The sequence below is a fragment of the Nocardioides sp. S5 genome (assembly GCF_017310035.1).
Taxonomy (GTDB): Bacteria; Actinomycetota; Actinomycetes; order Propionibacteriales; family Nocardioidaceae; genus Nocardioides.
Genome location: NZ_CP022296.1, coordinates 3,476,147 through 3,500,992, shown reverse-complemented (window position 1 = coordinate 3,500,992; position 24,846 = coordinate 3,476,147). Strand labels below are relative to the sequence as shown.

Below are 24,846 nucleotides of genomic sequence, written 5' to 3'. Positions count from 1 at the left end.
TCACGACGAGGCTAGCGAAGCACTGAGGACTTGAGTCGGAGTGATCCACCCAAGCGTCTTTCGAGGGCGGGTGTTCAAGCGCTCTTCCACCCTGCGGAGGTCGTCCACCGTGTATGCGCGCAGGTCGCTGCCCTTGGGGAAGTACTGGCGCAAGAGACCATTGCTGTTCTCGTTGGTCGGCCGCTGCCAGGGCTTGCCTGCGTGGGCGAAGAACACACCCTCGGCGAACAGGTCTGCGACTTGATCATGGCCGGCCATCTCCGAGCCCTGGTCCCAGGTCAGCGTGAGTCGCACCGACTCGGGCAACTCCGCCAAGGTCTCGCGCAGCCCGATGACGAGGTCCTCGGCGGTGCGCCGACCGGGCAGGTGGACGAGCTTGATGTAGCGGCCTCGCCGACAGACCAGAGTGCCGATCGCGGATTGACCGGCACGACCGGTGATCAGGTCCCCTTCCCAGTCACCGACTCGGCTGCGCTCCGCCGCCTCGGCAGGGCGGTGGTCGATCAACAGCGCCGGCGCGATGAAACGGGGCGTCCGCTCCTGTGCGCGTCGACGACGCTTGCGCAGTGGCCGTCCAGTACGGAGCTTCTTGGTCAGTTGCCTGCTCAGGCCGCCTTTCGCGCCGCTGTAGAGCGCCTGATAGATCGTCTCGTGACACACATGCCACCGTGGCCGACCCGGGTACTCGGCGCGAAGCCAGGCCGCGATCTGCTCCGGGCTCCACTCCAGTTCTAGCTTGGACTGGACCGCCTCGCGCAACCCCGGAACGGTCGCTAGCCGACCGCCGCGCGGACGCTCCACACGCTCCCTGGCGCGGCTGTGCGCCAGATCTCCGTCGTACCCGCCGACGTCATGCAGGGACGTGTTGCGGCGCAGTTCACGGCTGATCGTGGAGGGCGCGCGGAAGAGCTGGCGAGCGATCTCGCGTATCGAGAGGCCATGGCGCCGCAGCGTGGCGATGCGTTGCCGCTCCAGCAGTGACAGGTAGCGATCAGAGCGCTGGTGCTCGACGCGGCGCAGCGGTGGGAGGCCACCGCGCTCGGCTCGCCACCGGTACCCGGTCTTTCGGCCAACGCCGACCAGCTTGCAGGCCTCCACCGTGCCCACCCCGGCCAGGATCAACTGCCAGTACTCGTCCTCGACTCCTAGACGCCGCTTGCGGCCCCGTCTGCCCATCGTCATGCCCCTTCATCTAGCAGGGGTGTTGCGACGTGGTCTGGAACTCGCCGGGTGCCGAGGTGGCCGAGGTCGCCCGGCAGCTGGGGGTCTCTGAGCAGACCTACTTCCGGTGGCGTAACCAGTTCGGCGGGCTCAAGGCCCAAGACGCCAAGCGGCTCAAGGAGCTCGAGCGGGAGAACGCCACCTTGAAGCGGCTGCTGGCCGAGGCCGAGCTGGAGAAGGCGGCATTGAAGGAGATCGCCAAGGGGGAATTCTGAGCCCGGCCCGCCGGCGGGCAGCCGTTCACCACCTCGTCGAGGTACTCGGGGTCAGTGAACGGTTCGTTTGCCGGGTGGTCGGGCAGCACTGATCGACACAACGCCACCAGCCGGTCTCCCAAACGACCGAGGACCCGGACGCGGCACTTCGGGAGTGGCTACGGGAGTACGCCGGCAAGCACCCGCGGTGGGGTCACCGGCGGGCCTACCACGACGCCCGCGGTGAGGGCTGGACGGTGAACCACAAGAAGATCCAGCGGCTGTGGCGCGAGGAAGGCCTGCGCGTGGTCGTGCGTCGACGCAAGCGGGCCGGGTCCTCCACCAGCGGCCCGGTCCCGGTCGCGGACGCACCCAACAAGTGTGGGCCATCGACTTCCAGTTCGACTCCACCACCGACGGCCGTCCGATCAAGATCCTCTCGGTCATCGATGAGCACACCCGTGAATGCCTCGGCGGCCTGGTCGAGCGGTCCATCACCGCCGAGAAGCTCTCCGACGAGCTCGACCGGATCGTGCGCAGCCGGCGGACCGCACCCGCGGTGCTACGGCTCGACAACGGACCCGAGATGAACGCGACCACGCTGGCCGACTGGGCCTACGGCCGGACCGGGATGTTGTTCATCCCGCCCGGCGAGCCCTGGAAGAACCCCTTCATCGAGTCGTTCAACGGAACGCTCCGCGACGAATGCCTCAACATCAACCTGTTCTGGTCCCTGGCCCACGCCAAGGTCGTCATCGGCGACTGGAAGGAGGAATACAACCACCACCGGCGGCACTCATCCCTGGGCTACCTCACCCCGGCTCGATACGCTGCCGCCTGCATCCACTGAACCGGCTCTCACACGAGCCGGACCGATTCATGGGGTCCTGTCACCGGCATCGACCCCGATGTGGGCCTTCATCCCGAAGTACCACTGGTTGCCCTTCTTAGTCTGATGCATCTCTGGGTCACGCTCACCAGAGACGTTCTTCGTCGAGGACGGCGCAGCGATGATCGTGGCGTCCACGATCGACCCGCCGCGCATGATCCAGCCCTGCACTTCGAAGATCTCGTTCTGCGCGGTCAGCAGTTTCTCCCCCAGTTCGTGCTGTTGGGGCCTGGCCCCGGTTCTTGGACGCGCTGAATCCAGCACCTGTTGCTGGGGAAGCGAGATGACCCGAGAATTATGGCCAGGAAGAACTACTCCGAGGAGTTCCGTCGTCAGGCCGTCGACTTGTACGAGTCCACGCCAGGAGCCACGCTCCGCGGCATCGCTGAGGACCTGGGCATCGTGCGTGGCACGTTGCGCCATTGGCTTGAGGCGTACGGGACCGGCAAGAAGACCGCTGGCGACGGGACGCTGACCACCAGTCCGCTGCAGTCCAAGACACCCAGCTCATCGACCTTGTCGGCTCCAGCGGACGAGACGCCTGAGCAGAAGGTGCCGGACCTGCTCAAGCGGGACTTCACCGCTGGTGCGCCGAACCGTCGCTACGTCGGTGACATGCAATGCCGACGTCGGCATTGGATGTCCTATGCCGACCTCCGGACTATGCCGACGGTCGTTGTGACGGGCTGTGGTGGTGGGGCATTCGGCGCGGGATGGTCGGCATAGTCAGAGGGCTGCGAGCCAGGCGAGGATGCCGGGCTCGGGGCGGTAGACCCCGGGCTTTACGTCTGGTGGTCGTGTTCGGTCGAGGGCTGCTTGCTCGATGGCCATGTCGGCGTGGAGGTATGCGTCGGTGCTGCGGGTGTCGGCGTGCCCGAGCCACAGCGCGATGACGGCGACGCAACCCCGGCGGCGAGCAGTTCATCGCTGCGGTGTGTCTCAGGGTGTGCATCGTGACGTGCTTGCCGGCGAGGCCGGGACAGGCGATCACTGCGGCCGCGACGTAGGTGGCAAGGCGATGCTCGAGTGCATCGCGGGACAGGGCCTGTCCGCGGGGACCGCAGAACAGCGCGGTTCCGGGCCGGGCGGTCCGCTCAGTGAAGTAGGCCGTCATCACGCTCACGGTTGCACTGGTCAAGGGCGTGATGCGTTGCCGTCGTCCTTTGCCGGTGCAGGTGACGTGAGGCCCAGTGCCGAGATAGACGTCGTCGATCGTGAGTGAGCAGACCTCGCTGACGCGAAGGCCGGTCTGCACGGTCACCGCTGCGGGGGGTGTCAGATCTTCTGTGTAAGGGATCGGTCCATCTGAAAGGAACATGATGGACCTCGTGACCGACGAACAGTCTGATCGTCGTGGCTCTGACGTCGCTGCTGAGATGGCGGCGTCCGGAGCTCTGGACGACATCTTCGCCCGCATCGATGCCGGCGATCTGGAACTGACCGGCGATGGCGGCTTCATCCCCGGTCTGATCAAGGCCGCGCTCGAGCGCGGCCTACAAGCCGAGCTGTCCGATCATCTGGGCTACGAGAAGGGCTCGGCCGAGGCGTCGCTGTTCGCCAACTCCCGCAACGGCGCCACTCCCAAGACGATGGCCTCACAGGTGGGCGAGGTGCCGCTGGAGGTCCCGCGGGACCGGGACGGGACGTTCATTCCGCGGCTGGTTCCGAAGGGCTCACGCCGGCTCGGTGGGCTCGACGAGATGATCATCAGCCTCTACGCGGGCGGGATGACGCTGCGCGACATCCAGCACCACCTCGCGACCACGATCGGCACCGACCTCTCTCACGAGACGATCAGCAAGATCACCGACGAGATCGGCGAGGAGATCTTGGCCTGGCAGCGGCGCCCGCTCGAGTCGCTGTATCCGGTCATCTACCTCGACGCGCTGGTCGTGAAGGTCCGTGACGGCGCGCACGTGATCAACAAAGCCGCGCACATCGCGGTCGGCGTCGACATGGACGGCATCAAGCACGTCCTGCGCATCTGGATCCAGGCCACTGAGGGCGCGAAGTTCTGGGCCGGCGTCTGTGCGGACCTGGCCAACCGCGGCGTCCGCGACGTGCTGATCGTGTGCTGTGACGGGCTCACCGGTTTCGCCGAGGCGCAATGGAGAACCCATGTGAAACGCCCGGACGGCGAGGTCCGGCCGACCATCGCGCCCTGATCCCCTCATACCGCCGCGGCCACGATCACGCGATCCTCACCAACCCCATCGGTGGATCGAGGCCGGTGCACAACCACGCCCGCACTCGCTACAAGCGCCGTGACCAATGCCGACCCACGCCGCCCCTGCTCATCGGTAGATCGAGGCTTAGTACGCCGCCACGTGCAGCTGGTCACCGATCACCAGACGGAGATCAGCGTGTTCTTCGAGGAGCGCAAACACCTCGGTGCTGACCGCCGGCTGCTCGTCGAACAGCGCCGAGATGCGTACGAGTCCTATGCGGTCTCGTTGATCCAAGCAGGCATCTCGCGCGGAGTATTCGTGGACCTCGATCCGCGACTGGTGGCGCAGGCCGTCCTGAGCGCGATGACGGAGATGTACCACTGGTACAGCCCTGCAGGGGCGTTGACTCCTTCGCAAATCGCGGACGAGTACATCGATCTCTTCCTCCATGGAGCCGTGGTCGATCGCGCCAAGGGTCTTGGTGCCACCCGGGTCAAGAAGAAGCGCAGTGGCAACGCCGGCGCGACCAGCGCCACCGCCACGGCGCGGGAACGTGTTCGCGCCGCGGCAGTCGTCAGCTTCGTCAGGCCGGCTACCACGCGACATCCATGCGTGATCTTGCCGCAGCGGCCGACGTGACCAAGGGTGGTCATGTACCACGCCAGGTACAAACAACATCTCCTGGAGGAGATCCATCGCGCGACCATCGAGGAGGGGATAGACGCGCTGGAGAAGGCTATGGGCCCCTGGCGACAGCGCCCTCGAGAAGCTGTACCGGTTGGTCTCCGCTCATATGGACTTCGTCGCCACCCATCGGGATGCCATCGCCGTTGTCAACGAGAACCTCCGGTACCTCGAGCATGAGGGCTACGAGCGCATCGACAAACTGCGTCGTGAATGGCTTTCGGTGTTCCGGAGCGTCATTGAGCTCGGCATGAAGGCCGGTGAGCTCAGGGATCTGAACTCGGAATTCCTGACGCGCACGCTCGTCGGCATGCTCAACTCGTCGGCGCGATGGTACAACCCGGAGGGTTCGCGTCAGCCCGCGGAGATCGCCGAGATCTATGCGCACCTCCTTCTCTATGGCCTTTCCACTTCGAGGCCTGCCAGCTGAATCCGCCTTCCTTACGTCCCTGTGGCTCCTGCGAGATCACCACGCGGGCGTCGCTGGCTCAAGGCCGTGCCTTCGCGGCAGTGTGCGTCGTGCGTGGCACCTCCGTCGGCGGGCCAAGGCAGCGCCGGCGGCGTTGGCCAAGATGGTCGCTGGCCCTGCCCCGGGCCTGGGAGCAAGTGTCGTGTATTGTTTATAAGGAATAATACCTGCTTGTTTAGTCGCCAGAAGGAGTTCCCATGTCTGAGGTTGTGGTCAAGAAGCGCGAGGACGGTGTTGCCACGCTGACACTTTCAGCGCCCTCGCGGCGGAATGCACTGACGTCGGAGATGGCTGACTCCATTCTGGCCGCCTGTGACGACATCGACGAAGACCCGTCGGTGGGCGCAGTGGTGATCCTGAGTGACGGGCCGACCTTCTGCGCGGGTGCCCATCGTGACGTGCTCGCTGCCGTGGCCCAGAATCCCGTAGCTGACGAGGCGTACCGGACGCTGGACCGGATCTACCAGTCGTTCTTGCGGATCACTCGGTTACTTCCCCCCACGGTGGCTGCCGTGCGTGGGGCCGCCGTCGGCGCCGGCCTGAATCTCGTGCTTTCAACAGATCTGCGCATCGTTGCGGATGATGCCAAGCTGGTCTCGGGGTTCATCCCCTTGGGTGCACATCCCGGCGGCGGTCACTTCACACTGCTCACACGCTCGGCTGGTCGCGAGGCAGCGGCAGCAATCGGCCTCTTCGGCGACAGCCTCACCGGCGCACAGGCTGTCGCGATCGGGATGGCTTGGCGATGCGCGCCGAGCGATGAGGTCGAAGGGTTGGCGTTCGAACTCGCGGCCACGGCCGCGGCGGACCCAGCGCTCGCCCGCAGGACGGCCCGTTCCTTCCGCCTTGAGGCGAACTCGATCGGCATGGCGCTGGACGCGGCGGTGCAGGCCGAGCAGTCGGTGCAGATGTGGTCGTTCCACAGAGGGACGCTTCGGGATCAGGCAACGGCGACACAAGCATGATCGGTACGTTCCGTGGCATGCCACTGGGCGATACTGGCTGCATGTCACAAGTAGGTCCCCGATGACCAGCACCCCGCGCGCCGTCCGACCCATGCGTCGTCTCCCCAAGGCCGCGGAGGTCCTAGCGGCGGAGTTGCGAGGGCAGATTCTCGCTCAGTCGCTGGAGACGGGAACGCAGCTCACCACGGAGTCGGAGTTGATCGAAGGCCACGGCTTCAGTCGTGGGACCGTGCGGGAGGCCCTTCGCCTGCTCGAGACCGAAGGTCTCATCACGATCCAGCGCGGCCCGCGAGGGGGTGTCCGGGTAGCACGTCCGGACCTCAGCCAGGTGAGTCGCACGCTCTCGTTGCTGTTCACACTCGACCAGACGCCGCTCGAAGACTTCTTCCAGTTCCGCAAGATCGTGGAGCCGCAGGCCGCCCGGCTCGCCGCAACGTCAGACGACGCCGACGTGCGCTACCGTCTGCTGGCCTACGTCAAGCAGGGGCAGGAAGATCCGGAACGTGCAACTCACTTCCATCGTGAGCTCGCCGAGTGCACAGGCAACGAGATTCTCCGCGTCATGCTGGTTGCCCTGCATGAGGTGCTGGACCGCCACGTCAGGTTGGAGACCATCGACGAGCGGGAGGTCTCAGCCGTGGCCAAGGCTCATCTGCGGATCGCGCAAGCAGTGGCCGACGGGGACCCTGACAGAGCCGAAGAGGTGATGCGAAAGCATCTCGACGCCTTCGAGAAGTTGCTCAGCGGCCAGGGTCGACTGCAGGAACCCATCGTCCCGCGGTCCCGCTGGCGCGACTGAGGCCTCCTTGACACCGCTTCCAAGCGCGCCCGCACCGCGGTCCTGGCGCACCGGCCGACGAAGGAGGCCGGCGGAAGGCATCAGCTGCCTGTCCAGCGAGGTGCGCGGCGCTCGGCGAAGGCAGAGGCTCCTTCTCGTGCGTCATTGGAGGCGAATACCGGGTCGGTTAAGGAGGGCTGCCGCTCGAACGCCTCATCGTCGGTCCATGTTCGGGCGGCGCGAGAAAGAGCCTTGCTGGCCCGTACCGCGAGAGGAGCGTTGGCGCCAATCGCTGTCGCGATCACTGTGGCTTTCTCGACGGCCTTCCCCTCGTCCACGAGGTGATTTACGAGTCCCAGCGCATGCCCTTTTTGGGCGTCAATCGGCTCGCCGGTCAACAGCATCTCGAGGGCGATGGCGCGAGGTAGGGCCTGGGCAACGCGAAAGATACCGCCAGCTCGCGCCACGAGACCGCGCTTAACCTCGGGCAATCCGAACTTCGCCGTCTGGCTCGCGACCACGAGGTCGCAGGCCAGTACAAGTTCGAACCCCCCGCCAAGGGCCCAGCCTTCGACTGCGGCGATGAGCGGCTTGTCGGGCGGACACTCGACGAGCCCTCCGAAGCCCCGTCCCTCGATGAACGGCCGTTCGCCGGACTGGAAGCGTTTGAGGTCCATCCCGGCGCAGAAGACTCCGCCTGCTCCGGTGAGCACTCCCACCCTGAGATTGGGGTCGTTGTCGAGCCGCCTCATCGATGACGCGACAACGCGCGCGATGTCGAGGGTCATCGCATTGCGCTGCGCAGGCCGATTCAGCGTGATGATGAGAACACCACTTTCGGCGGTGACGACGACGTCATCCTCCCGCGGTTTAGTCATCGGGCCGCCATGCGAATGCTGCCGTCCAGACGGATGGTCTCGCCGTTTACGTACGGGTTTTGCAACAGTTGCAGCGCCATCTGGGCGTATTCTTCCGGGTTACCCAGTCGCTTGGGAAAGGGCACTTCCGCAGCGAGCCCCTCACGGATATCGCTGCGCAACCGAGCGAGCATGGGGGTGTCGAACACTCCTGGCGCGATGGTGTTGACGCGGATGGCGGAACTGGCCAGGTCGCGCGCCGCGACGAGCGTGAGGCCGTGCACCCCAGCCTTCGACGCGGTGTAGGACGTCTGCCCAATCTGGCCGTCGAATGCCGCGACGGATGCGGTGAGGACGATCGCGCCGCGTTCGCCGTCGAGCAGATCGTTACATGCCATCCGTGCTGCGGCCAGGCGCAGCACGTTGTACGTGCCGATCAGGTTGATGTCGAGAACGTTGCGGAAACTGTCTAGCGGGCTGGGGTTGTCCTCCCCGTCGAGAATACGTAGCCGATCACCGCCGCGTCCCGCACAGTGCACCACACCTCGCAGGGGACCGTGGCGCTCTGCCTCGTCGAAGGCGGCTGCGACAGTCTCCTCGTCGGTGATATCGATGGGCGCGAACTCGACGGCGTCACCAAGCCGATTCGCGGTCTCTTCACCACCGGACGTCGGTAGATCACCGATGACGACGTGTGCTCCCGCGGCAACGAGAGCCTCGGTGGTGGCTTCTCCCAGTCCGGAGGCGCCTCCGGTCACGAAGAAGGTCTGGTCTTGGAGCCGCATGATGGGTCCTTTCTGTCCGAACTGCACGTCTTCATGAACGGTTCTGCTGGGCGATCTCGCGGCCGATGATCTCCTTCATGATCTCGGTGGTGCCGCCGACGATTGTCTGAACCCGAGCGTCGGCGAACGCGCGTGAGATCCGGTACTCGTCCATGTAGCCGTAACCGCCGTGCAGCTGCAGACAGCCGTTGACGACACGGTTCTGGAGTTCCGTCGTCCACCACTTCGCCTTGGCACCGAGACTGGCGCCGAACGAACCCTCGTTGTAGGCGCGAACGGACTGCTCGAGGAAGGCTCGAGTGATGTCGATCTCCGTCGACATCTCAGCGAGGCGGAAACGAGTGTTCTGGAAGTCGATGATCCGCTGACCGAACGCCATGCGCTCGCTGGTGTGCCTCACGGTCCAGGCGAACGCCGCCTCAGAGGCGCACAGTGCACGCCAGGCTATGGAGAGACGCTCCAAGGGCAGCTGCGCGGTGAGGTGATGAAATCCCCGATCCTCCTCGCCGACGAGGTTGAGGGCAGGCACACGCACGTCGTCGAAGGCCAGCTCGGCCGTGTCTTGAGCGTGAAGTCCGAGCTTGCGGAGCTTCTTGCCGCGACTGAACCCTGGCGTGCTGGTCGGCACGAGGATCAATGACAGTTGGGGGCGTCCGTCTCGCTCGCCCGTACGTGCAACGACGAGTACGACGTCGGAGGAGTAGCCGCTGGTGATGAACGTCTTCGCGCCGTTGATGACCCACTGGTCGCCATCCCGCACCGCGGTGGTCTTGATTCCGCGCAGGTCACTCCCCGCGGCGGGCTCCGACATGGCGATCGAGGCGACCAGCGACCCGTCTGCCATCTTGGGCAACCACTCCGACTTCTGCTCATCAGTGCCGAACGCCCCGAGATAAGAGGCGACGACGTCTTCGTTGATGGAGAATCCGGAGGCGAGTGCGGCGGCGCCGACCTGCGCGAGCTCGTCCTGGACCACGCATCGGAACCGGTAGTCGCTGACCCCGCCGCCGCCGTACTCCTCAGGGATCCGGATGCCGAGAATGCCTTGTGCGCCCGCCGTCCTCCAGGTTTCGCGGTCTATGAGGCGTTCCTCCTCCCAACGGTCGAGATGGGGGACGACTCCGCGGGTGACAAACTCGCGTACGACGAGGCGAAACTCCTCATGGTCGGGTTGGTAGAACGACTGCGACACCGAATCTCCTTCGCTCATGCCGGCGAGCACTTTGGGTCTGTGCGATTGCGGGGGTTCACAGCACCAGTGCCAGCGGACCCTCCCTCCCGAAGGACGAGAGGGTTCTGGCAGCCTCCCACAATTCCTGATACTTTAACCAATACTCATCCTGATTATAAGAAAGAGTCAAAGGAGCGCGCGTGCAATCGGTGCTTGACCTGCCCTTGGCCGTGCTGCCGGAGACCGTCCCCGGCCTGCGGGCCGAGGTGCGTGCCTTCCTGCAGAGCGAGCAGCAGGAAGGCACGTTCCGGCCCGGAGTCGACACGTGGCTGGCCGGTTTCAACCCCGAGTTCAGCAAGAGGTTGGGTGCCCGGGGCTGGCTGGGCATGACGTGGCCACGGCAGTACGGCGGGGGTGAACGCTCTGCGCTGGAGAGATTCGTCGTAGTCGAGGAACTGCTGGCGGCAGGCGCACCCGTGGCAGCACACTGGGTGGCCGATCGACAGTCAGGCGGAGCCGTGCTGCGCTTCGGCACCGAGAAACAGCGCCGTGGCCTCATACCGCCGATCGCTCGCGGCGAGTCCTACTGGGCTATCGGGATGTCCGAGCCGGACAGCGGCTCAGACCTCGCATCCGTGCGCACCAAAGCCGTGCAGGTCGAGGGCGGCTGGCGACTGAACGGCACCAAAGTGTGGACCAGTGGCGCCCATAGCTGCCACTTCATGATCACACTGTGTCGGACCTCGGGCGCGACGAGCGACCGACACGTCGGGCTGTCGCAACTCATGGTCGACCTTTCGTCCCCAGGTGTCCAGATCCGGCCGATCTACCTCCTCACGGGCGAGCACCACTTCAACGAGGTCGTGCTCGACGATGTGTTTGTCCCCGATGACATGGTCCTCGGACGTGTCGGGGGCGGTTGGGAGCAGGTCACCTCGGAGCTGGCTTTCGAACGAAGTGGACCCGAGCGGTTCCTGAGCACCATGCAGTTGCTGGTCGAGTTCGTCCGGATCTTGGAGCCTTGCTCAGACCCCCGTTCTCTAGCGACCGCGGGCCAGCTCGTCGCCCAGCTGTGGTCGATTCGTCAGTTGTCCTTGCGGGTAGCGGCTGCCCTCGACGGGGGATCGACTCCCAACGTCCAGGCCGCCCTGGTCAAGGAGATCGGCACTCGTTTTGAGGGCGAGGTCATCGAGGCCGTCCGCAAGGCCGCTCTGCACGGTGCGGATGAGCACGGTGCCTTCAGGCAGTTGCTGACGAACGCTGTGATGCACGCACCCGGCTTCACCCTGCGTGGTGGCACGAACGAGATCCTGCGAGGGATTGTGGCGAAGGGACTCGGGCTGTGACCGACGAACGCGACGAGCTGCGGCAGATGCTGACCAGCGTCCTGTCCGACGCCTGCTCCCCGGAGCGAGTGGAGGCCGCAGAAGGGACCCTGGACAGCGAGCTGTGGAAGACTCTGACCGAGCTCGAGCTGCTGGAGGTGGGGCGCCCTGAGGCTGAGGGAGGTGCCGGGGGTGACCTGACCGACGCGGCAGCCATCGTCAGGCTCTGTGCAGCGTTCGCCGCGCCGGTCCCTGTTGGAGACGCACTCCTGGTAGCGCCGTGGCTACGGGCGCGGACCGGCCTGCCTCACCGCAGTGGGGCCGTTGTCGTGGTTTCCGGATCCGGCCTGCGTGCTGACAGCACAGATCAAGGCTGGCTGATCACGGGATCCGTGAGCGACGTCCCATGGGCAGCAGTCTCGGACTCGATGATCCTGCTGGCCGAGTCCTCAGAGGGCCTTGTCATCACCGAAGTGGACTCGTCGAGCACCAATGTCGAGGCAGGCACGAACGCGGCTGGCGAACCTTGCGGTCGCGTGACGTTGGACGCCCACGTCTTCAAGGCATCCGTTCGTGAGGTCGAGTCGCGGCTGGGCTCCGAGCTCGACGTACGCCGGGCACTTGCCACCTCGTTGTTGCTGGCGGGAGCGCTGGACCGGGTTCTCGACCTGTGTGTCCGGTACGTGAAGGAACGTGAGCAGTTCGGAAAGCCCCTGGCGTCGTTCCAGTCGGTACGGCAACAGATCTCGCTTCTCACCGGTGAGGTGCTGGTGGCCGGAGCTTCCGCCGAGGGTGCCGTGCAGGCAGCCATGTCCGAAGGACCGGAAGCTCAGTTGGCGATCCTTTCCGCAAGGGTCCGCAGCGCGCGGTCCGCGACGACGGTGGCCACGATCGCCCACCAGATCCACGGAGCCATCGGCTTTACGCGTGAGCACCGCCTGCAGCATTTCACTCGGCGGCTCTGGTCCTGGCGCGACGAGAACGGGACCGAAGGCCAGTGGGAGCAACGCCTGGGGGAGCTCGTGAGGGACCAAGGTGCGGACGCCCTCTGGCCGTCTGTGACCCAAACATGAACAGGGGAGAAGCAGTGGAGATCAGTGCCCTCGCAACATATCGCCCGGTCTGGGCTGACAAGCGTGGTCGTCGGATGGCGGGGAACGATGAGGACTCCGCAACCCTGGCCATCTCGTCGGGACGCCTGCTCGGGTCGCACCTCGCGTCCGTCGACCGGGTGGTCCTGGTGGGCCGTCGCCCGGACGCCTTGCTCGGGACCACACCAGAGGTGGTACTCGAAGGCCTTGGGCTCGACCCGGGCACGCCTCTCGTCGAGAGGCTCGGTGGCGCCCCCGAAACCCTGGACGCGCTGCTCTCGTCTGCTCCCGGGACTCTGGTGATCGCTATCGACCAGAAGACCCCCACCGCCTCTGCGGCAGCGCTGGTAGGTCCGGGCCCGGTCTCGATCGAGCGATGCGGCCAGGTGCGCCACAGCGTCCCGGTGCGCACGGTGCCACTGCCGGGTGCCGCCGATCTGCTGTATGACGATCCCCGGCTGTTGCGGGAGCGCGGCTGGAAGCGCGTGATCCAGGGACTCGCCGACGACCTCGAACCGGAATCGCTCGCTGTAGCCGGCGTCCCGGAGCAGGAGGTCCGAAGGCTCGCACCGAAGGCAGAGCACGGCGTCGCGGAGGTGGAAGCGGCATCCCCACTGCTCGTCCTGGCTTGCCTGTCCGACGTCACGGGGTCCACCCGCCTGGTCGGCGTCGAAAACGGCCACGGACTGGCTGTCCGGGTGACGGTCGACGGTGCCCTGCCGGTGTTCGTCGAGGAACGAGAGCCCTGGCCTGCCGGTGCGGCGCAGACTCCTGTGGGTTCGATCGAGCTCCCGGCGTCCCTGGCTGCGTACGAGCGAGCATTCGAGGCCAAGGTCGGATTGAAGGCCGGTGTTTGTCCCTGCGGAACGGTGCACTATCCACCACGGGTCCGCTGCCAGACGTGCGGTTCGATGTACTCCCAGAGCCTAAAGCCGCTGCCTCGCGCCGCGAGCATCTACTCCGTCGTCACCGTCAGGGCAGCCGTGCCTGGCAAGACCGTCCCTTACTCACTCGCCGTGGTCGACCTCGCCGGCAGCGATGTCCGCGTCCTGGCGCACGTGACAGATCACGAGCCGGGCCGAGCCGGCATCGGCGCCACAGGACAGCTGGTGCTTCGGCGGATCGCCACGAGAGCCGGCATCCCCGACTACGGGTACGCCTTTCAACCTGAGGAGCAGTCATGAGAGAGGTCGCGATCGTCGGCGCCGGGATGATCCCGTTCGGCGAGCTCTTCCACCAGAGCCTCAAGGACATGGTCGCGAAGGCGTTCCAGGCGACGTTGGACAGCGTCGACAAGGGCATGCGGGCCGACGAGATCGGCGCCGCGTGGTTTAGCGAGGTCCAAAGCGTGGACGGTTTCCCGGCTGGACTGCTCGCGGACACGTGCGGGCTCCTCGACATCCCGGTGACCAGGGTCGAGAACGCTTGTGCCAGTGGGAACGACGCGATCCGGCAGGCGGTGTACGCCGTCGGCGGAGGGTATGTCAACGTCGCACTCGTCCTGGGCGCCGACAAAGTGCGTGACACCTCGTCCAGCTCGACCTTCTGGGAATGGATGTCCACCAACCGAGACATGGCGTGGGACCTTCCGCTCGGGCTCATCTCACCGGGAAGCTTCGCTCTTCACGTGGCTCGGTACATGCATGAGTTCGGGGCAACCCGCGAGCACCTGGCTCGTGTAGCGATGAAGAACCATCACAACGGTGCCACGAACCCCCACGCACACCTCCGGTTCGAGGTGAGCATGGAACAGGTGCTCAATGCACCCATGGTCGTCGAGCCGTTCGGTCTTCTCGACTGTGTGCCGCAGAGTGACGGCGCGGCCGCCGTCCTTCTGGTCAGCAAGGACATCGCCAACCGGTACACCGATCACCCGGTGTGGGTTCGCGGAGTCGGCACTGGGATGGACAGGATCATGCACGCCCACAAGGAGGATCTCTCTTCGTTCGCAGCGACCAGGCGGGCTGCGAAGCAAGCCTTCGCGATGGCGGGCATCGGCCCGCAGGACATCAATGTCGCCGAGGTGCACGACTGCTTCACGGGCGTGGAGATGATGACGTACGAGGACCTCGGTTTCTGCGGTCGGGGTGAGGCGCCGCGTCTGCTCGAGAAGGAGGAGACGTCCATCGGCGGCTCGCTCCCGGTCAACCCGAGCGGCGGGCTTCTGTCCAAAGGACACCCACCGGGCGCCACCGGAATCGCTCAGTGCACCGAGCTGTTCGAGCAGCTACGTGGCCATGCGGTCAATCAGGTCGATGGGGCCAAATGGGCCCTTGCTCACAATGTAGGCGGACCGACAGCAGTGTCCGCGATAACCGTGCTGGAGGGCCCTAGTGCGTGATCTCAACGGACGAGCGGCCGTGGTGACCGGCGCCGCGCAGGGCATCGGCCTAGCCGTTGCAACCGCGCTGGCTGAGGCTGGTGCCGGGGTGGTGCTGGTCGACCGCGACGAGGACGCGGTTCATGCCGCCGTGGAAAAGCTCAACGAGCTCGGCCACCGCGTCGTGGCAGTTGTGGCAGACGTGGGTGACGAGGGCGACGTGGCGCGCATCGCACAGGCCGTTGTCCCACACCTGGGCGTACTAGGAGTCTGGGTCAACAATGCAGGTGTCACTCGTCCGGCCATGCTCTACAGGATGGAGGTGGACGACTTCGACCTCGTCATCCGCGTCCATGTCCGTGGCACCTTCCTCGGCACGAGGGAAGCGGCCCGCGCCATGAGGGCGACCGGGGCTGGAGGGTCGATCATCAATGTCACGTCGTCCGCCGGCCTGGCCGGCACGGTGGGCCAGATCAACTACGCGGCGGCCAAGGGCGCGATCACGGCGATCACCAAGTCCGCTGCCCGTGAGCTCGGCCGGTGCGGAATCCGGGTCAACGCGGTATCGCCGGCCGCAGCCACGAAGATGACGGAGACTATCCGCACCGACGAACGGTTCGCGCAGCAGTACCTCGACCGGATTCCGCTCCGCCGCTGGGCGGAGACCGACGAGGTGGCTCAGGCCTTCCAGTTCCTTGCCAGCGAAGCCGCGAGCTACGTCACCGGACAGGTGCTGTGCGTCGACGGTGGTAGCTACATGGCGAGCTGACGTGAGCGCCAGGACTGACGCTGAGGGCGGGAACCTTGCACGCGATGAGCTGACTGCAGAGGAACAGGTCGGGATGCACCCCTATCCCGCCTCGCATGGCGGCAACCGGCAACTGGCACAGAACTGATTCACGTAGAATGGAAGAGGAGCACTAGCGATGATGACGATCGATCTGAGTGAGGCTACGATCGGGGAACTGCTGGAGAGCGCGGTTGAGCGGTTCGGCGATCGCGAGGCGTACGTCTTCGGTGACCAGCGGCGCACCTTCCAGAGACTTGCGGAGGAAGCCGACGTCTGGGCCAGGGCGCTAATGGCCGCGGGTATCTCGCACGGCGACAGAGTCTCGTTGATGATGACCAACCGGTTGGAGTGGGTCCTGATTCACCTGGCTCTTGCTCAGATCGGGGCTGCGCTGGTCCCCGTCAACACCGCCTTCCAGGTGGACGAGATCGGCTATGTCGTCGGCCAGTCGGACTCAGTGATGTTCATTGTGGGGGGGCAGGTGCGCGGGCGCTCGCTGGCAGACGAGGGCCTGAGGGTGCTGCGGGACGATCGGGTGAGCGCGAGGACGTTGGTAGTTGTGGGCGCGACAGTGCCGACGGGTGCGATTGGCGCCGAAGAGTTGCTGGCGCGCGCGGACGAGGTAAGCCCGGAGGCGCTGGCCGAGCGCAAGGCGTCGGTCGGACCGGACGACGTGGTGCTAACGCTGTACACGTCAGGAACCACGGGGTTCCCGAAGGGCGCGATGCACTCGCACGCGGTCATTCGTAACATGGCAGACGCCGCGGATCGGATGCAGCTGTCGCCGCAGGACGCCGTGGTTCTCTACTTGCCGCTCTATCATGTCTTCGGAGCTGCGGCGGTGGTCACATATTTGTACGCTGGGGGGAAGATTGTTCTGGTCGAGGAGTACGACGTAGCCAGGTCGCTGGAGTTAATGGAGCGCGAGCGGGCCACTGTGGTCTACGGCATCAGCACTATGTACTACGACCAGATGCAGCATGAGGATTTCGACAAGCGTGACTTGTCCTCGGTCCGACTCTGCCTCACCCCGGGAACCGGGGACCTGGTGCGGCTAACGACGGAGAGGATGGGGCCAGCCGTCAATGTCTACGGAATGACCGAGACAACATCGATCACCACCCTTTGCACTCTGGACGATCCGATGGGGTTCCGCGCCGATACCGTCGGCAAGCCACTTCCTGGCTTTGAGGTGAAGGTCGTCGGCCCGGATGGCGAGACACTCAGTTCGGACACCGTCGGCGAGCTAGTTGTCCGGGGGCACCCGGTGATGCTCGGCTACTACAAGAAGCCGGCGGCCACGGAGGAGGTTCTCGACAGCGAGGGCTGGTTCCGCACCGGGGACGCGGCGTCGATCACTCCCGAGGGCTTTGTCCGTTTTGCGGGCAGGATCAAGGAGATCCTGCGCGTCGGCGGCGAAAACGTCGACCCCATCGAGGTGGAGACTCTGCTCATGCGGCACCCAGCCGTGGCGATGGCCGCGCTGATCGGGGTGCCAGACGAGCGGCTGGATGAGGTCGGTGTCGCGTACGTGCAGCTATTGCCTGCCGCGAGCGCCAGCCCGGAGGCCCTTCGGGCGCACCTGAAGGAGCGACTCGCGTGGTTCAAGGTGCCCCGTCATATCGTCCTTATAGACGAATTCCCAAAGACCGGAAGTGGCAAGATTCAGAAGTTCGTGCTGAAGCAGCGGTTCCTCCAGGAGGACGGGTCGACTAGTGACCGAATCGTTTGACGAGTTGATGGACCTGGGTTTCGCTCCGCATCTCCTGGCGGGTCACATGGGGGTCCGCGTTCTCTCCTGCGCAAACGGAAAGGCCCGGCTGCGGATGCCGTTCCGGTCTCACTACCTGCAGATGCTCGGGGTCGTCCAGGGCGGGGTGATCGCAACGCTATGCGACATGACCATGGGCTGGTCCGTGCTGTCCGTCGTGCACCCAAGACTGGGGCCGACAATCGACCTATCCGTCAGTTACCTGCGATCGGCAGCGGCGCACGACCTCGAGTGCGATGCGGTCGTGCTGCGTGCCGGACGGTCGATCGCTCATGCGCGTGCCGAAGTTCTTAACCTCGACGGTGTCTTGATCGCCACCGCGTCCGGAAGTTTCCTGCTCCGTGACCGCCAGTAAGGGGCTTTCGGCTGAGACTCCCCCGCACCGGCATGCGCATGATACGGGGCGCAGTCCTGCCGGAAATCACGAACTACTCCCCGCCATCAAATGGTGACCGTTGGCTGACCAGCGGGAGGTGTCTCTAGGGATGCGCTGATCAACAGGCCAGTTCGCGTGCGAGGGAGCCGACCGCAGCCATTGGGTGACGCTGAGGGGGCTGTCAGAGCCCTGGTACGGCACCCCGGGGCCCGGTGTTCGGAGCGCTGGTGGGAGGTTTCGGCTGGCTGACGCCTGGCCGTCATCACATTGGAGCGACGGCACGTGCCCGCATCAACCAGTTCGCCGAGGCGAACAGCATGTGTAGGTGGTTCAGGTTCTTCCCGATGCCGCAGTAGCGGGTCTTGGTGAACCCGAAGTCACGCTTGACGATCAAGACCGGATGCTCGACCGTCGCCCGCACCGACGCCTTGCGCGACTCCAACGCGCCGTCGTGATCGGTCATCGTCTCCAGCACGCCCTTGCGAGCAGCGACTCGCCACTCGTCCCCCGATAGATGCTCGTCCCCGGCGATCTCGGGCCGCTTCTCGGCTCCTTGGTAGCCGGCATCGGCGTAGACGACCTCGTCATCGGCACGCACCAGATTGACCGCCTCGTCCAGGTCGTGGATGTTCGCCGCGGTCGCGGTGACCGAGTGGACGTACCCGGTGCCGGTGGCGTGACCCCCTCTGGTCGGTCCGGGTCGAGTGAGAGTCTTGATGCCCGCGTGTGCGGGCGGAGAGGCTCGACCCATGACAACAAGGAAGCGACACACCACCGAGCAGGTGGTCCGCAAGCTTCAGGACGCTGACCGGCTTCTGGCCCAGGGTGCCGAGGTGGCCGAGGTCGCCCGGCAGCTGGGGGTCTCTGAGCAGACCTACTTCCGGTGGCGTAACCAGTTCGGCGGGCTCAAGGCCCAAGACGCCAAGCGGCTCAAGGAGCTCGAGCGGGAGAACGCCACCTTGAAGCGGCTGCTGGCCGAGGCCGAGCTGGAGAAGGCGGCATTGAAGGAGATCGCCAAGGGGGAATTCTGAGCCCGGCCCGCCGGCGGGCAGCCGTTCACCACCTCGTCGAGGTACTCGGGGTCAGTGAACGGTTCGTTTGCCGGGTGGTCGGGCAGCACTGATCGACACAACGCCACCAGCCGGTCTCCCAAACGACCGAGGACCCGGACGCGGCACTTCGGGAGTGGCTACGGGAGTACGCCGGCAAGCACCCGCGGTGGGGTCACCGGCGGGCCTACCACGACGCCCGCGGTGAGGGCTGGACGGTGAACCACAAGAAGATCCAGCGGCTGTGGCGCGAGGAAGGCCTGCGCGTGGTCGTGCGTCGACGCAAGCGGGCCGGGTCCTCCACCAGCGGCCCGGTCCCGGTCGCGGACGCACCCAACAAGTGTGGGCCATCGACTTCCAGTTCGACTCCACCACCGACGGCCGTCCGATCAAGATCCTCTCGGTCATCGATGAGCACACCCGTGAATGCCTCGGCGGCCTGGTCGAGCGGTCCATCACCGCCGAGAAGCTCTCCGACGAGCTCGACCGGATCGTGCGCAGCCGGCGGACCGCACCCGCGGTGCTACGGCTCGACAACGGACCCGAGATGAACGCGACCACGCTGGCCGACTGGGCCTACGGCCGGACCGGGATGTTGTTCATCCCGCCCGGCGAGCCCTGGAAGAACCCCTTCATCGAGTCGTTCAACGGAACGCTCCGCGACGAATGCCTCAACATCAACCTGTTCTGGTCCCTGGCCCACGCCAAGGTCGTCATCGGCGACTGGAAGGAGGAATACAACCACCACCGGCGGCACTCATCCCTGGGCTACCTCACCCCGGCTCGATACGCTGCCGCCTGCATCCACTGAACCGGCTCTCACACGAGCCGGACCGATTCATGGGGTCCTGTCAGGTGCTTGACGTCCTTGGGGCCTGACCCCGGTTCTTGGACACGCTGAATCCAGCACCTGCTGGGGAAGCGAGATGATCCAGGAATCATGGCCAGGAAGAACTACTCCGAGGAGTTCCGTCGTCAGGCCGTCGACTTGTACGAGTCCACCCCGGGAGCCACGGTCCGCGGTATCGCCGAGGATCTCGGCATCGTGCGCGGCACGTTGCGGCACTGGCTCGAGGTCTACGGGACCGGCAAGAAGACGGCTGCTGATGGGACGTTGACCTCGACCCCGTTGCAGTCCAAGTCGACGACCAGCTCATCGCCGCCGGCCGGTGAGACACTGGAGCAGAAGATCGCCCGGCTCGAGGCCGAGAACGCGGCGCTGCGGGCCGAGACGACGAAGCTGACCACAGAGCGGGAGATCTTGCAGCGGGCGGCTAAGTATTTCGCCGGGGAGACGCGCTGGTGAGTCGCTTCCAGTTCGTCGCCGACAACTCCGCCACCTTCGAGGTGAAGCGACTGTGCGCGCTCGTCGAGATCGAGCGCTCCTCCTACTACGCCTGGCTCAAGGCCACCCCGGCACGCGAGGAGCGGGCTCGCGCTGATGCCGAGCTCGCGACGCGGATCAGGGCGTTGCATGCCGAGGACAACACCTGCGGCGCGCCGCGGATCACCGCCGAGCTCAACGACAGCGCGCCGGCCGGTGAGCGGGTGAACCACAAGCGCGTCGCGCGGGTGATGCGGGCCGAGGGCATCCGTGGCTACGTGAAGAAGCGGCGGGTGCAAACCACGATCCCGGAGCCGTCAGGGCAGAAGTACCCGGATCTGCTCAAGCGGGACTTCACCGCCAAGACCCCGAACCGGCGCTACGTCGGGGACATCACCTACCTGCCGCTCGCGGACGGGACGAACCTGTATCTGGCGACCGTGATCGACTGCTACTCCCGTCGGCTGGCCGGGTGGGCGATCGCCGACCACATGCGCACCGGGCTGGTCGAGGACGCCCTCAAGTCCGCCGCCGCAACCCGGGGCAGCCTCAAGGGCGCGATCTTTCACAGCGACCACGGGTCGGTCTACTGCTCGAAGGCGTACGCCAAGCTCTGCAGGAAACTCGGCGTGACCCAGTCAATGGGTGCGGTCGGGTCGTCGGCCGACAACGCGCTCGCGGAGTCGTTCAACGCCACGATGAAGCGCGAGGTCCTCCAAGACGCCGCCTGCTGGAACGACGAACTGACGTGCCGCAGGCAGGTCTTCAGGTGGCTTGTCCGCTACAACACCAAGCGACGCCATTCCTGGTGCCGCTACACCTCGCCGGTCGCCTACGAGACCGGCTACACCGCTACGCTGCCCAGGGCTGCGTAATCACACCCCGTGTCCAAGAACCGGGGGTAAGGCCCCTTGGCGTTGACCAGCCATGGCTCGAGGCCATGGGCTTCGAGCAGGTAGAAACACCGGTCTCCAGTAGTCGCTGGTGGCCTCCATCACCACCCGCTCGACCCGCAGGTCGACCAACCTGTTGGCCAGCTCGGCCAGCGACCGGGTCATCGTCGAATGCGTCGAGACCTCTTGCTGGCGTCGTTCCCGCCACCAGCCGCCGGGACCCGGACGCAGCAGACCAGCTCGGCCTTGCCGCTGTCCAGGGCTGCAACCCTCGCGATGATCTGCTCCTCATCGGTCGACTCAGCAAACATCGTCGTTCATCTCCCACCTCCGCTTGTTGATGAAGGTGGTCGCCCGTGGGAGCCGCTGGGCGGAACGAAATCTAGTCCTCGTGCTCAACGGCAACAATGAAGGGCCCATGACGCGACTCCCGCACCCGGCTAGCCTGCGGCCTCGAGGGACCATAGAGCGACGGCACGGCGTCGACGGGCGACCACACGACCATTTTCACGCCCACCAGGGCGCCCCGACAGGGGCATATTGGCTAGCCTCGGCGTTTCATGCCGCTGTGTGGATTGGAGTTGACCCCGGTTCGGTGGACCCCTTCATCTTGGGCATAGTGCCCGAGGTGTCAACGACGGTCAAAAACTGACCCCTTTCCGACGGGCGGGTTCCAGACCACGTCGCAACACCCCTGCTAGATGAAGGGGCATGACGATGGGCAGACGAGGACGTAAGCGGCGTTTGGGACTCGAGGACGAGTACTGGCATCTGATCCTGGCCGGGGTGGGCACGGTGGAGGCCTGCAAGCTGGTCGGCGTGGGTCGAAAGACCGGGTATCGGTGGCGGGCCGAGCGGGGCGGCCTGCCGCCTCTGCGACGAGTCGAGCACGAGCGCTCTGGCCGCTACCTGTCGCTGCTGGAACGACAGCCGATCGCCACCCTGCGGCGACAGGGTCTCTCGATACGCGACGTTGCCCGCCAGCTCGGCCGCGCGCCCTCGACGATCAGCCGCGAACTGCGTCGGAACACGTCGAGACATGACATTGGCGGCTACGACGGCGATCTGGCGCACAGCCGCGCCCAGGAGCGCGTCGAGCGTCCACGCGGCGGGCGCCTGGCCGCCGATCCCGAGTTGCGCGAGGCGGTCCAGCGCAAGCTGAAGCTGGAGTGGAGCCCAGAGCAGATCGCAGCGTGGCTACGGACTGAGTACCCGAGTCGGCCGCGGTGGCACGTGTGCCACGAGACGATCTACCAAGCCCTCTACAACGGCGCGAAGGGCGGCCTGAGCAGGCAACTCACCAAGAACTTGCGCACCGGACGGCCGCTGCGAAAGCGGCGCCGACGCGCGCACGAGCGCTCGCCCCGCTTCATCGCGCCAGCGCTGTTGATCGATCACCGCCCAGCCGAAGCGACCGAGCGGAGCCGAGTCGGTGACTGGGAAGGCGACCTCATCACCGGTCGCGGCGGCCTATCCGCGATCGGCCACGCTGGTCTGCCGGCGAAGTCGCTACATCAAACTCATCCACCTACCGGGTCGGCGCACCGCCGAGGACCTCATCACCGGACTACACGAAACCCTCGCGGAGCTGCCCCCATCGGTGCGACTCACCCTCACCTGGGACCAAGGCTCGGAGATGGCCGGCCATGACCAAGTCGCAGACCTGTTCGCCGAGGGCGTGTTCTTCGCCCACGCCGGCAAGCCCTGGCAGCGACCGACCAACGAGAACAGCAACGGCCTGCTGCGCCAGTACTTCCCCAAGGGCAGCGATCTGCGCACCTACACAGTCGAGGACCTCCGCAGGGTCGAGGAGCGCCTCAACACACGGCCCCGCAAGACGCTCGATTGGATCACGCCGGCTCAGGTCCTGGCCTCTTCGCTAGCCTCGTCATGACCTTGGTGTTGCGACCCAAGCTCGAATCCGCCACGGTTGAAAGTTGACCCCCTCGGTCTTAGTTCTCTTCGGTGACGGCCGCTGGGACGCGGCCGAGGTCTCGGTTCTTCAGCCGGTAGGAGTCGCCCTTCAAGGCGATGACCTCGGCGTGGTGGACGAGCCGGTCGATCATCGCGGCGGCGACGGTGTCGTCGCCGAAGACCTCGCCCCAGCGGGCGAAGTTCTTGTTCGACGTCACGATCAGGCTCGCACGTTCGTAGCGGGATGAGACGAGCTGGAGAAACAGATTGGCGGCCTCGGGCTCGAACGGGATGTAGCCGACCTCATCGATGACCAGCACCGGATACCTGACCAGCCGGAATAGTTCGTCTTGCAGCCGTCCGGCGTGGTGGGCTTCGGCAAGCCGATCGACCCACTGCGATGCGGTGGCGAACTGAGCCCGGTGCCCGGCCTGGCAGGCCCGGATCGCCAGGCAGGTGGCCAGGTGGGTCTTCCCGGTGCCGGGCGGACCGAGGAAGATCACGTTCTCCTTGCCGGCGACGAAGTCCAAGGTGCCCAGGGGGCGATGGTCTCGCGTTTCAGGCCGCGGGCATGGTCGTAGTCGAAGTCCTCCAACGACTTACGGCCCGGGAACCGGGCGGCCATCCACTCATCCTCACCAACACCATGGGCACGGACCCACACCGTCGCAGCCAACAGGGCGTGGGGAACCGAGTACTGGCCAGACTCGAACATCACCATCGGCGTGTTCGCCGGCACCACCCGGGTGGTGCCGAACGCGACCGTGTGCGGCGTCGTCGGTACTGGATGAAGCCGGGCACGTTCCTCGGCGAGCATCTCGGTGGCCGACAGGTGACCCGGTGCTGCCGGGTGGTGACCTTCTCGCAGAACTCCACACATGCCGCCTCGAGCTCGGCGAACGAGGCGTACTCCTCGCGCAGGTTGGTGTCCTTGGGGACGACGTCGGCCTTGCTGATCTTCACCGACGACTCGGTGCCGCCCTTGGACGCCGGGTCCGCCGGCACGCAGGTGTGGACGACCACCGAGTAGTGCTCGGCGAACGCCACCAGCTGCGGATTCCGGACCGGGATCCCGGCGATGTGCTCGACCGTGACGGTCTTCTCGTTGTCGGTCAGCACGTAGGTCGGCACCCCGCCCAGTCGTCGGAACGTCACGTCCAGGGCCGCGAACACCGAGCGCATCGTCATGTCACGGATCGGGAGCACGACCCGGAACCGCGACCAGGCCAGGCCAGCCAGGCCACGAACAGCACGGTCTTCACGCCGTCCACGACGGGGCCGTCGCCGTAGTCGTACTGCAGCCACATCCCCGGCTCGGTGACCACGGCCGGTGCACTCGCACATGTCCTGCCCAGTAGGCCTTCTTGACCTTCGCGACCGCACGGCGGGTGGTCCGCTCCGAACCCTTGTAGCCCAACGCGAGCAGCTTCTCGTGGGCCACATCGGCACGGACCTTCCCGAAGGACCGCTCGACCCACTCCTCGACCTTGGGTAGGTACTCATCGATCAACTGCGGCCGGGCCGCCGCCTTGTCCAGCTCACCTCCGGCAGCACGCCGCTCGACATAGTGCTTGACCGTGTGGTGGGAGCAGCCGGCCAGCTCGCCGGCATCACGCAACGACCCTGTCAGGTCGTAGGAATCCAGGATTTTCATGATCTCCTCGGCAGACTTCAACTCATCCCTTCCTCGGGAGCGATATAGGGCGCATCAGCCCCGCTCATCGCACCCGAGGAAGGGGCCTCAACCGCGCAACGCGGCGAGGCAGACGACGTCGTGTCGGGCAGATCCCATGACCGTCAGTGGGCAGCTTC

Annotated in this window: 18 protein-coding genes and 9 pseudogenes; 18 read left to right on the top strand and 9 right to left on the bottom strand. The window is 65.8% G+C overall.

Going from position 1 to position 24,846, the window contains the following annotated elements; translation table 11 throughout:
* Positions 1 to 1,182 (bottom strand): IS30 family transposase, encoded by a 1,182-nt coding sequence (locus tag CFI00_RS17350; protein WP_207082288.1) that lies wholly within the window; start codon positions 1,180 to 1,182, stop codon positions 1 to 3.
* 47 nt (positions 1,183 to 1,229) lie between these two features.
* Here CFI00_RS17350 and CFI00_RS17345 point away from each other — a divergent pair.
* A pseudogene (locus tag CFI00_RS17345) lies at positions 1,230 to 2,265 on the top strand (IS3 family transposase); the annotation flags it as partial.
* 45 nt (positions 2,266 to 2,310) lie between these two features.
* On the opposite strand, the pseudogene CFI00_RS17340 reads toward CFI00_RS17345, so the two are convergent.
* Positions 2,311 to 2,472 (bottom strand): annotated as a pseudogene (locus CFI00_RS17340) (transposase); the annotation flags it as partial.
* A 129-nt stretch (positions 2,473 to 2,601) separates the two neighbouring features.
* Here CFI00_RS17340 and CFI00_RS17335 point away from each other — a divergent pair.
* Positions 2,602 to 2,859 (top strand): annotated as a pseudogene (locus CFI00_RS17335) (transposase); the annotation flags it as partial.
* A 106-nt stretch (positions 2,860 to 2,965) separates the two neighbouring features.
* Here CFI00_RS17335 and CFI00_RS17330 read toward each other — a convergent pair.
* Positions 2,966 to 3,622, bottom strand: coding sequence for a tyrosine-type recombinase/integrase (locus CFI00_RS17330; RefSeq protein ID WP_242532465.1), 657 nt, complete (start codon positions 3,620 to 3,622; stop codon positions 2,966 to 2,968).
* 1 nt (position 3,623) lies between these two features.
* On the opposite strand from CFI00_RS17330, the pseudogene CFI00_RS17325 reads away from it, so the two are divergent.
* From CFI00_RS17325 to CFI00_RS17305, 5 genes and pseudogenes are all read left to right on the top strand, one after another.
* Positions 3,624 to 4,409: pseudogene (locus CFI00_RS17325) on the top strand (IS256 family transposase); the annotation flags it as partial.
* 111 nt (positions 4,410 to 4,520) lie between these two features.
* Positions 4,521 to 5,111: a hypothetical protein gene (locus CFI00_RS17320; RefSeq protein WP_347401884.1), complete on the top strand. Its 591-nt coding sequence runs from the start codon at positions 4,521 to 4,523 to the stop codon at positions 5,109 to 5,111.
* A gap of 124 nt (positions 5,112 to 5,235) precedes the next feature.
* A pseudogene (locus tag CFI00_RS17315) lies at positions 5,236 to 5,586 on the top strand (TetR/AcrR family transcriptional regulator C-terminal domain-containing protein); the annotation flags it as partial.
* A 236-nt stretch (positions 5,587 to 5,822) separates the two neighbouring features.
* Entirely contained in the window at positions 5,823 to 6,590 is a 768-nt protein-coding gene (locus CFI00_RS17310) for an enoyl-CoA hydratase-related protein (RefSeq protein ID WP_207082285.1), read from the top strand.
* Positions 6,591 to 6,651: 61 nt separating this feature from the next.
* Positions 6,652 to 7,389 carry an FCD domain-containing protein gene (locus CFI00_RS17305; RefSeq protein WP_207082284.1) on the top strand — a complete coding sequence of 246 codons (738 nt, stop codon included), beginning with the start codon at positions 6,652 to 6,654 and terminating at the stop codon, positions 7,387 to 7,389.
* An 80-nt stretch (positions 7,390 to 7,469) separates the two neighbouring features.
* Here CFI00_RS17305 and CFI00_RS17300 read toward each other — a convergent pair whose 3' ends face one another.
* The 3 genes from CFI00_RS17300 to CFI00_RS17290 are packed head-to-tail and all read right to left on the bottom strand — an operon-like array spanning position 7,470 to position 10,232.
* Positions 7,470 to 8,246, bottom strand: a complete 777-nt coding sequence (locus CFI00_RS17300) for a crotonase/enoyl-CoA hydratase family protein (RefSeq protein ID WP_207082283.1) — start codon at positions 8,244 to 8,246, stop codon at positions 7,470 to 7,472.
* Positions 8,243 to 9,010, bottom strand: coding sequence for an SDR family oxidoreductase (locus CFI00_RS17295; protein WP_207082282.1), 768 nt, complete (start codon positions 9,008 to 9,010; stop codon positions 8,243 to 8,245). The genes CFI00_RS17300 and CFI00_RS17295 overlap by 4 nt, the downstream gene beginning before the upstream one ends.
* Before the next feature lie 31 nt (positions 9,011 to 9,041).
* The gene (locus tag CFI00_RS17290) at positions 9,042 to 10,232 is read right to left on the bottom strand and encodes an acyl-CoA dehydrogenase family protein (protein ID WP_242532463.1); all 1,191 of its coding nucleotides are present in this window, start codon (positions 10,230 to 10,232) and stop codon (positions 9,042 to 9,044) included.
* A gap of 149 nt (positions 10,233 to 10,381) precedes the next feature.
* On the opposite strand from CFI00_RS17290, the gene CFI00_RS17285 reads away from it, so the two are divergent.
* From CFI00_RS17285 to CFI00_RS17255, 7 genes are all read left to right on the top strand, one after another.
* A complete protein-coding gene (locus tag CFI00_RS17285) occupies positions 10,382 to 11,527 on the top strand; it encodes an acyl-CoA dehydrogenase family protein (protein ID WP_242532462.1) in 1,146 nt (381 codons plus the stop codon).
* Positions 11,524 to 12,579 (top strand): acyl-CoA dehydrogenase family protein, encoded by a 1,056-nt coding sequence (locus CFI00_RS17280; RefSeq protein WP_207082281.1) that lies wholly within the window; start codon positions 11,524 to 11,526, stop codon positions 12,577 to 12,579. Before CFI00_RS17285 ends, CFI00_RS17280 begins: the two co-directional genes overlap by 4 nt.
* A 14-nt stretch (positions 12,580 to 12,593) precedes the next feature.
* Positions 12,594 to 13,781 carry an OB-fold domain-containing protein gene (locus tag CFI00_RS17275; protein WP_207082280.1) on the top strand — a complete coding sequence of 396 codons (1,188 nt, stop codon included), beginning with the start codon at positions 12,594 to 12,596 and terminating at the stop codon, positions 13,779 to 13,781.
* Positions 13,778 to 14,938 (top strand): thiolase family protein, encoded by a 1,161-nt coding sequence (locus CFI00_RS17270; RefSeq protein WP_207082279.1) that lies wholly within the window; start codon positions 13,778 to 13,780, stop codon positions 14,936 to 14,938. Before CFI00_RS17275 ends, CFI00_RS17270 begins: the two co-directional genes overlap by 4 nt.
* Positions 14,939 to 14,957: 19 nt before the next feature.
* Positions 14,958 to 15,686: an SDR family NAD(P)-dependent oxidoreductase gene (locus CFI00_RS17265; RefSeq protein WP_207082278.1), complete on the top strand. Its 729-nt coding sequence runs from the start codon at positions 14,958 to 14,960 to the stop codon at positions 15,684 to 15,686.
* 157 nt (positions 15,687 to 15,843) lie between these two features.
* Positions 15,844 to 17,439 carry an AMP-binding protein gene (locus CFI00_RS17260; protein WP_207082277.1) on the top strand — a complete coding sequence of 532 codons (1,596 nt, stop codon included), beginning with the start codon at positions 15,844 to 15,846 and terminating at the stop codon, positions 17,437 to 17,439.
* The gene (locus CFI00_RS17255; RefSeq protein WP_207082276.1) at positions 17,423 to 17,833 is read left to right on the top strand and encodes a PaaI family thioesterase; all 411 of its coding nucleotides are present in this window, start codon (positions 17,423 to 17,425) and stop codon (positions 17,831 to 17,833) included. Before CFI00_RS17260 ends, CFI00_RS17255 begins: the two co-directional genes overlap by 17 nt.
* 283 nt (positions 17,834 to 18,116) lie before the next feature.
* On the opposite strand, the gene CFI00_RS17250 is transcribed toward CFI00_RS17255, so the two are convergent.
* Complete coding sequence (locus tag CFI00_RS17250; RefSeq protein ID WP_207082275.1) at positions 18,117 to 18,605, bottom strand: transposase; 489 nt, start codon at positions 18,603 to 18,605, stop codon at positions 18,117 to 18,119.
* Here CFI00_RS17250 and CFI00_RS17245 point away from each other — a divergent pair.
* From CFI00_RS17245 to CFI00_RS23895, 4 genes and pseudogenes are all read left to right on the top strand, one after another.
* A pseudogene (locus tag CFI00_RS17245) lies at positions 18,604 to 19,714 on the top strand (IS3 family transposase). The gene CFI00_RS17250 and the pseudogene CFI00_RS17245 sit on opposite strands and share 2 nt — an antisense overlap.
* Positions 19,715 to 19,843: 129 nt before the next feature.
* Positions 19,844 to 21,102, top strand: a protein-coding gene (locus CFI00_RS17240) for an IS3 family transposase (protein WP_207082274.1) whose coding sequence is annotated in 2 segments (ribosomal slippage) — positions 19,844 to 20,189 and positions 20,189 to 21,102 — 1,260 coding nt in all. Because the reading frame shifts where the segments join, the coding sequence is not laid out codon by codon here.
* A gap of 729 nt (positions 21,103 to 21,831) precedes the next feature.
* Positions 21,832 to 22,590 (top strand): annotated as a pseudogene (locus CFI00_RS23900) (IS30 family transposase); the annotation flags it as partial.
* Positions 22,553 to 23,014 carry an IS30 family transposase gene (locus tag CFI00_RS23895; protein WP_277988316.1) on the top strand — a complete coding sequence of 154 codons (462 nt, stop codon included), beginning with the start codon at positions 22,553 to 22,555 and terminating at the stop codon, positions 23,012 to 23,014. The pseudogene CFI00_RS23900 and the gene CFI00_RS23895, both read left to right, overlap by 38 nt.
* Positions 23,015 to 23,072: 58 nt before the next feature.
* Here the strand turns inward: CFI00_RS23895 and istB are convergent.
* A pseudogene (gene istB, locus CFI00_RS17225) lies at positions 23,073 to 23,656 on the bottom strand (IS21-like element helper ATPase IstB); the annotation flags it as partial.
* 9 nt (positions 23,657 to 23,665) lie between these two features.
* Positions 23,666 to 24,709, bottom strand: a pseudogene (gene istA, locus CFI00_RS17220) (IS21 family transposase); the annotation flags it as partial.
* Positions 24,710 to 24,846 lie beyond the last annotated feature (137 nt).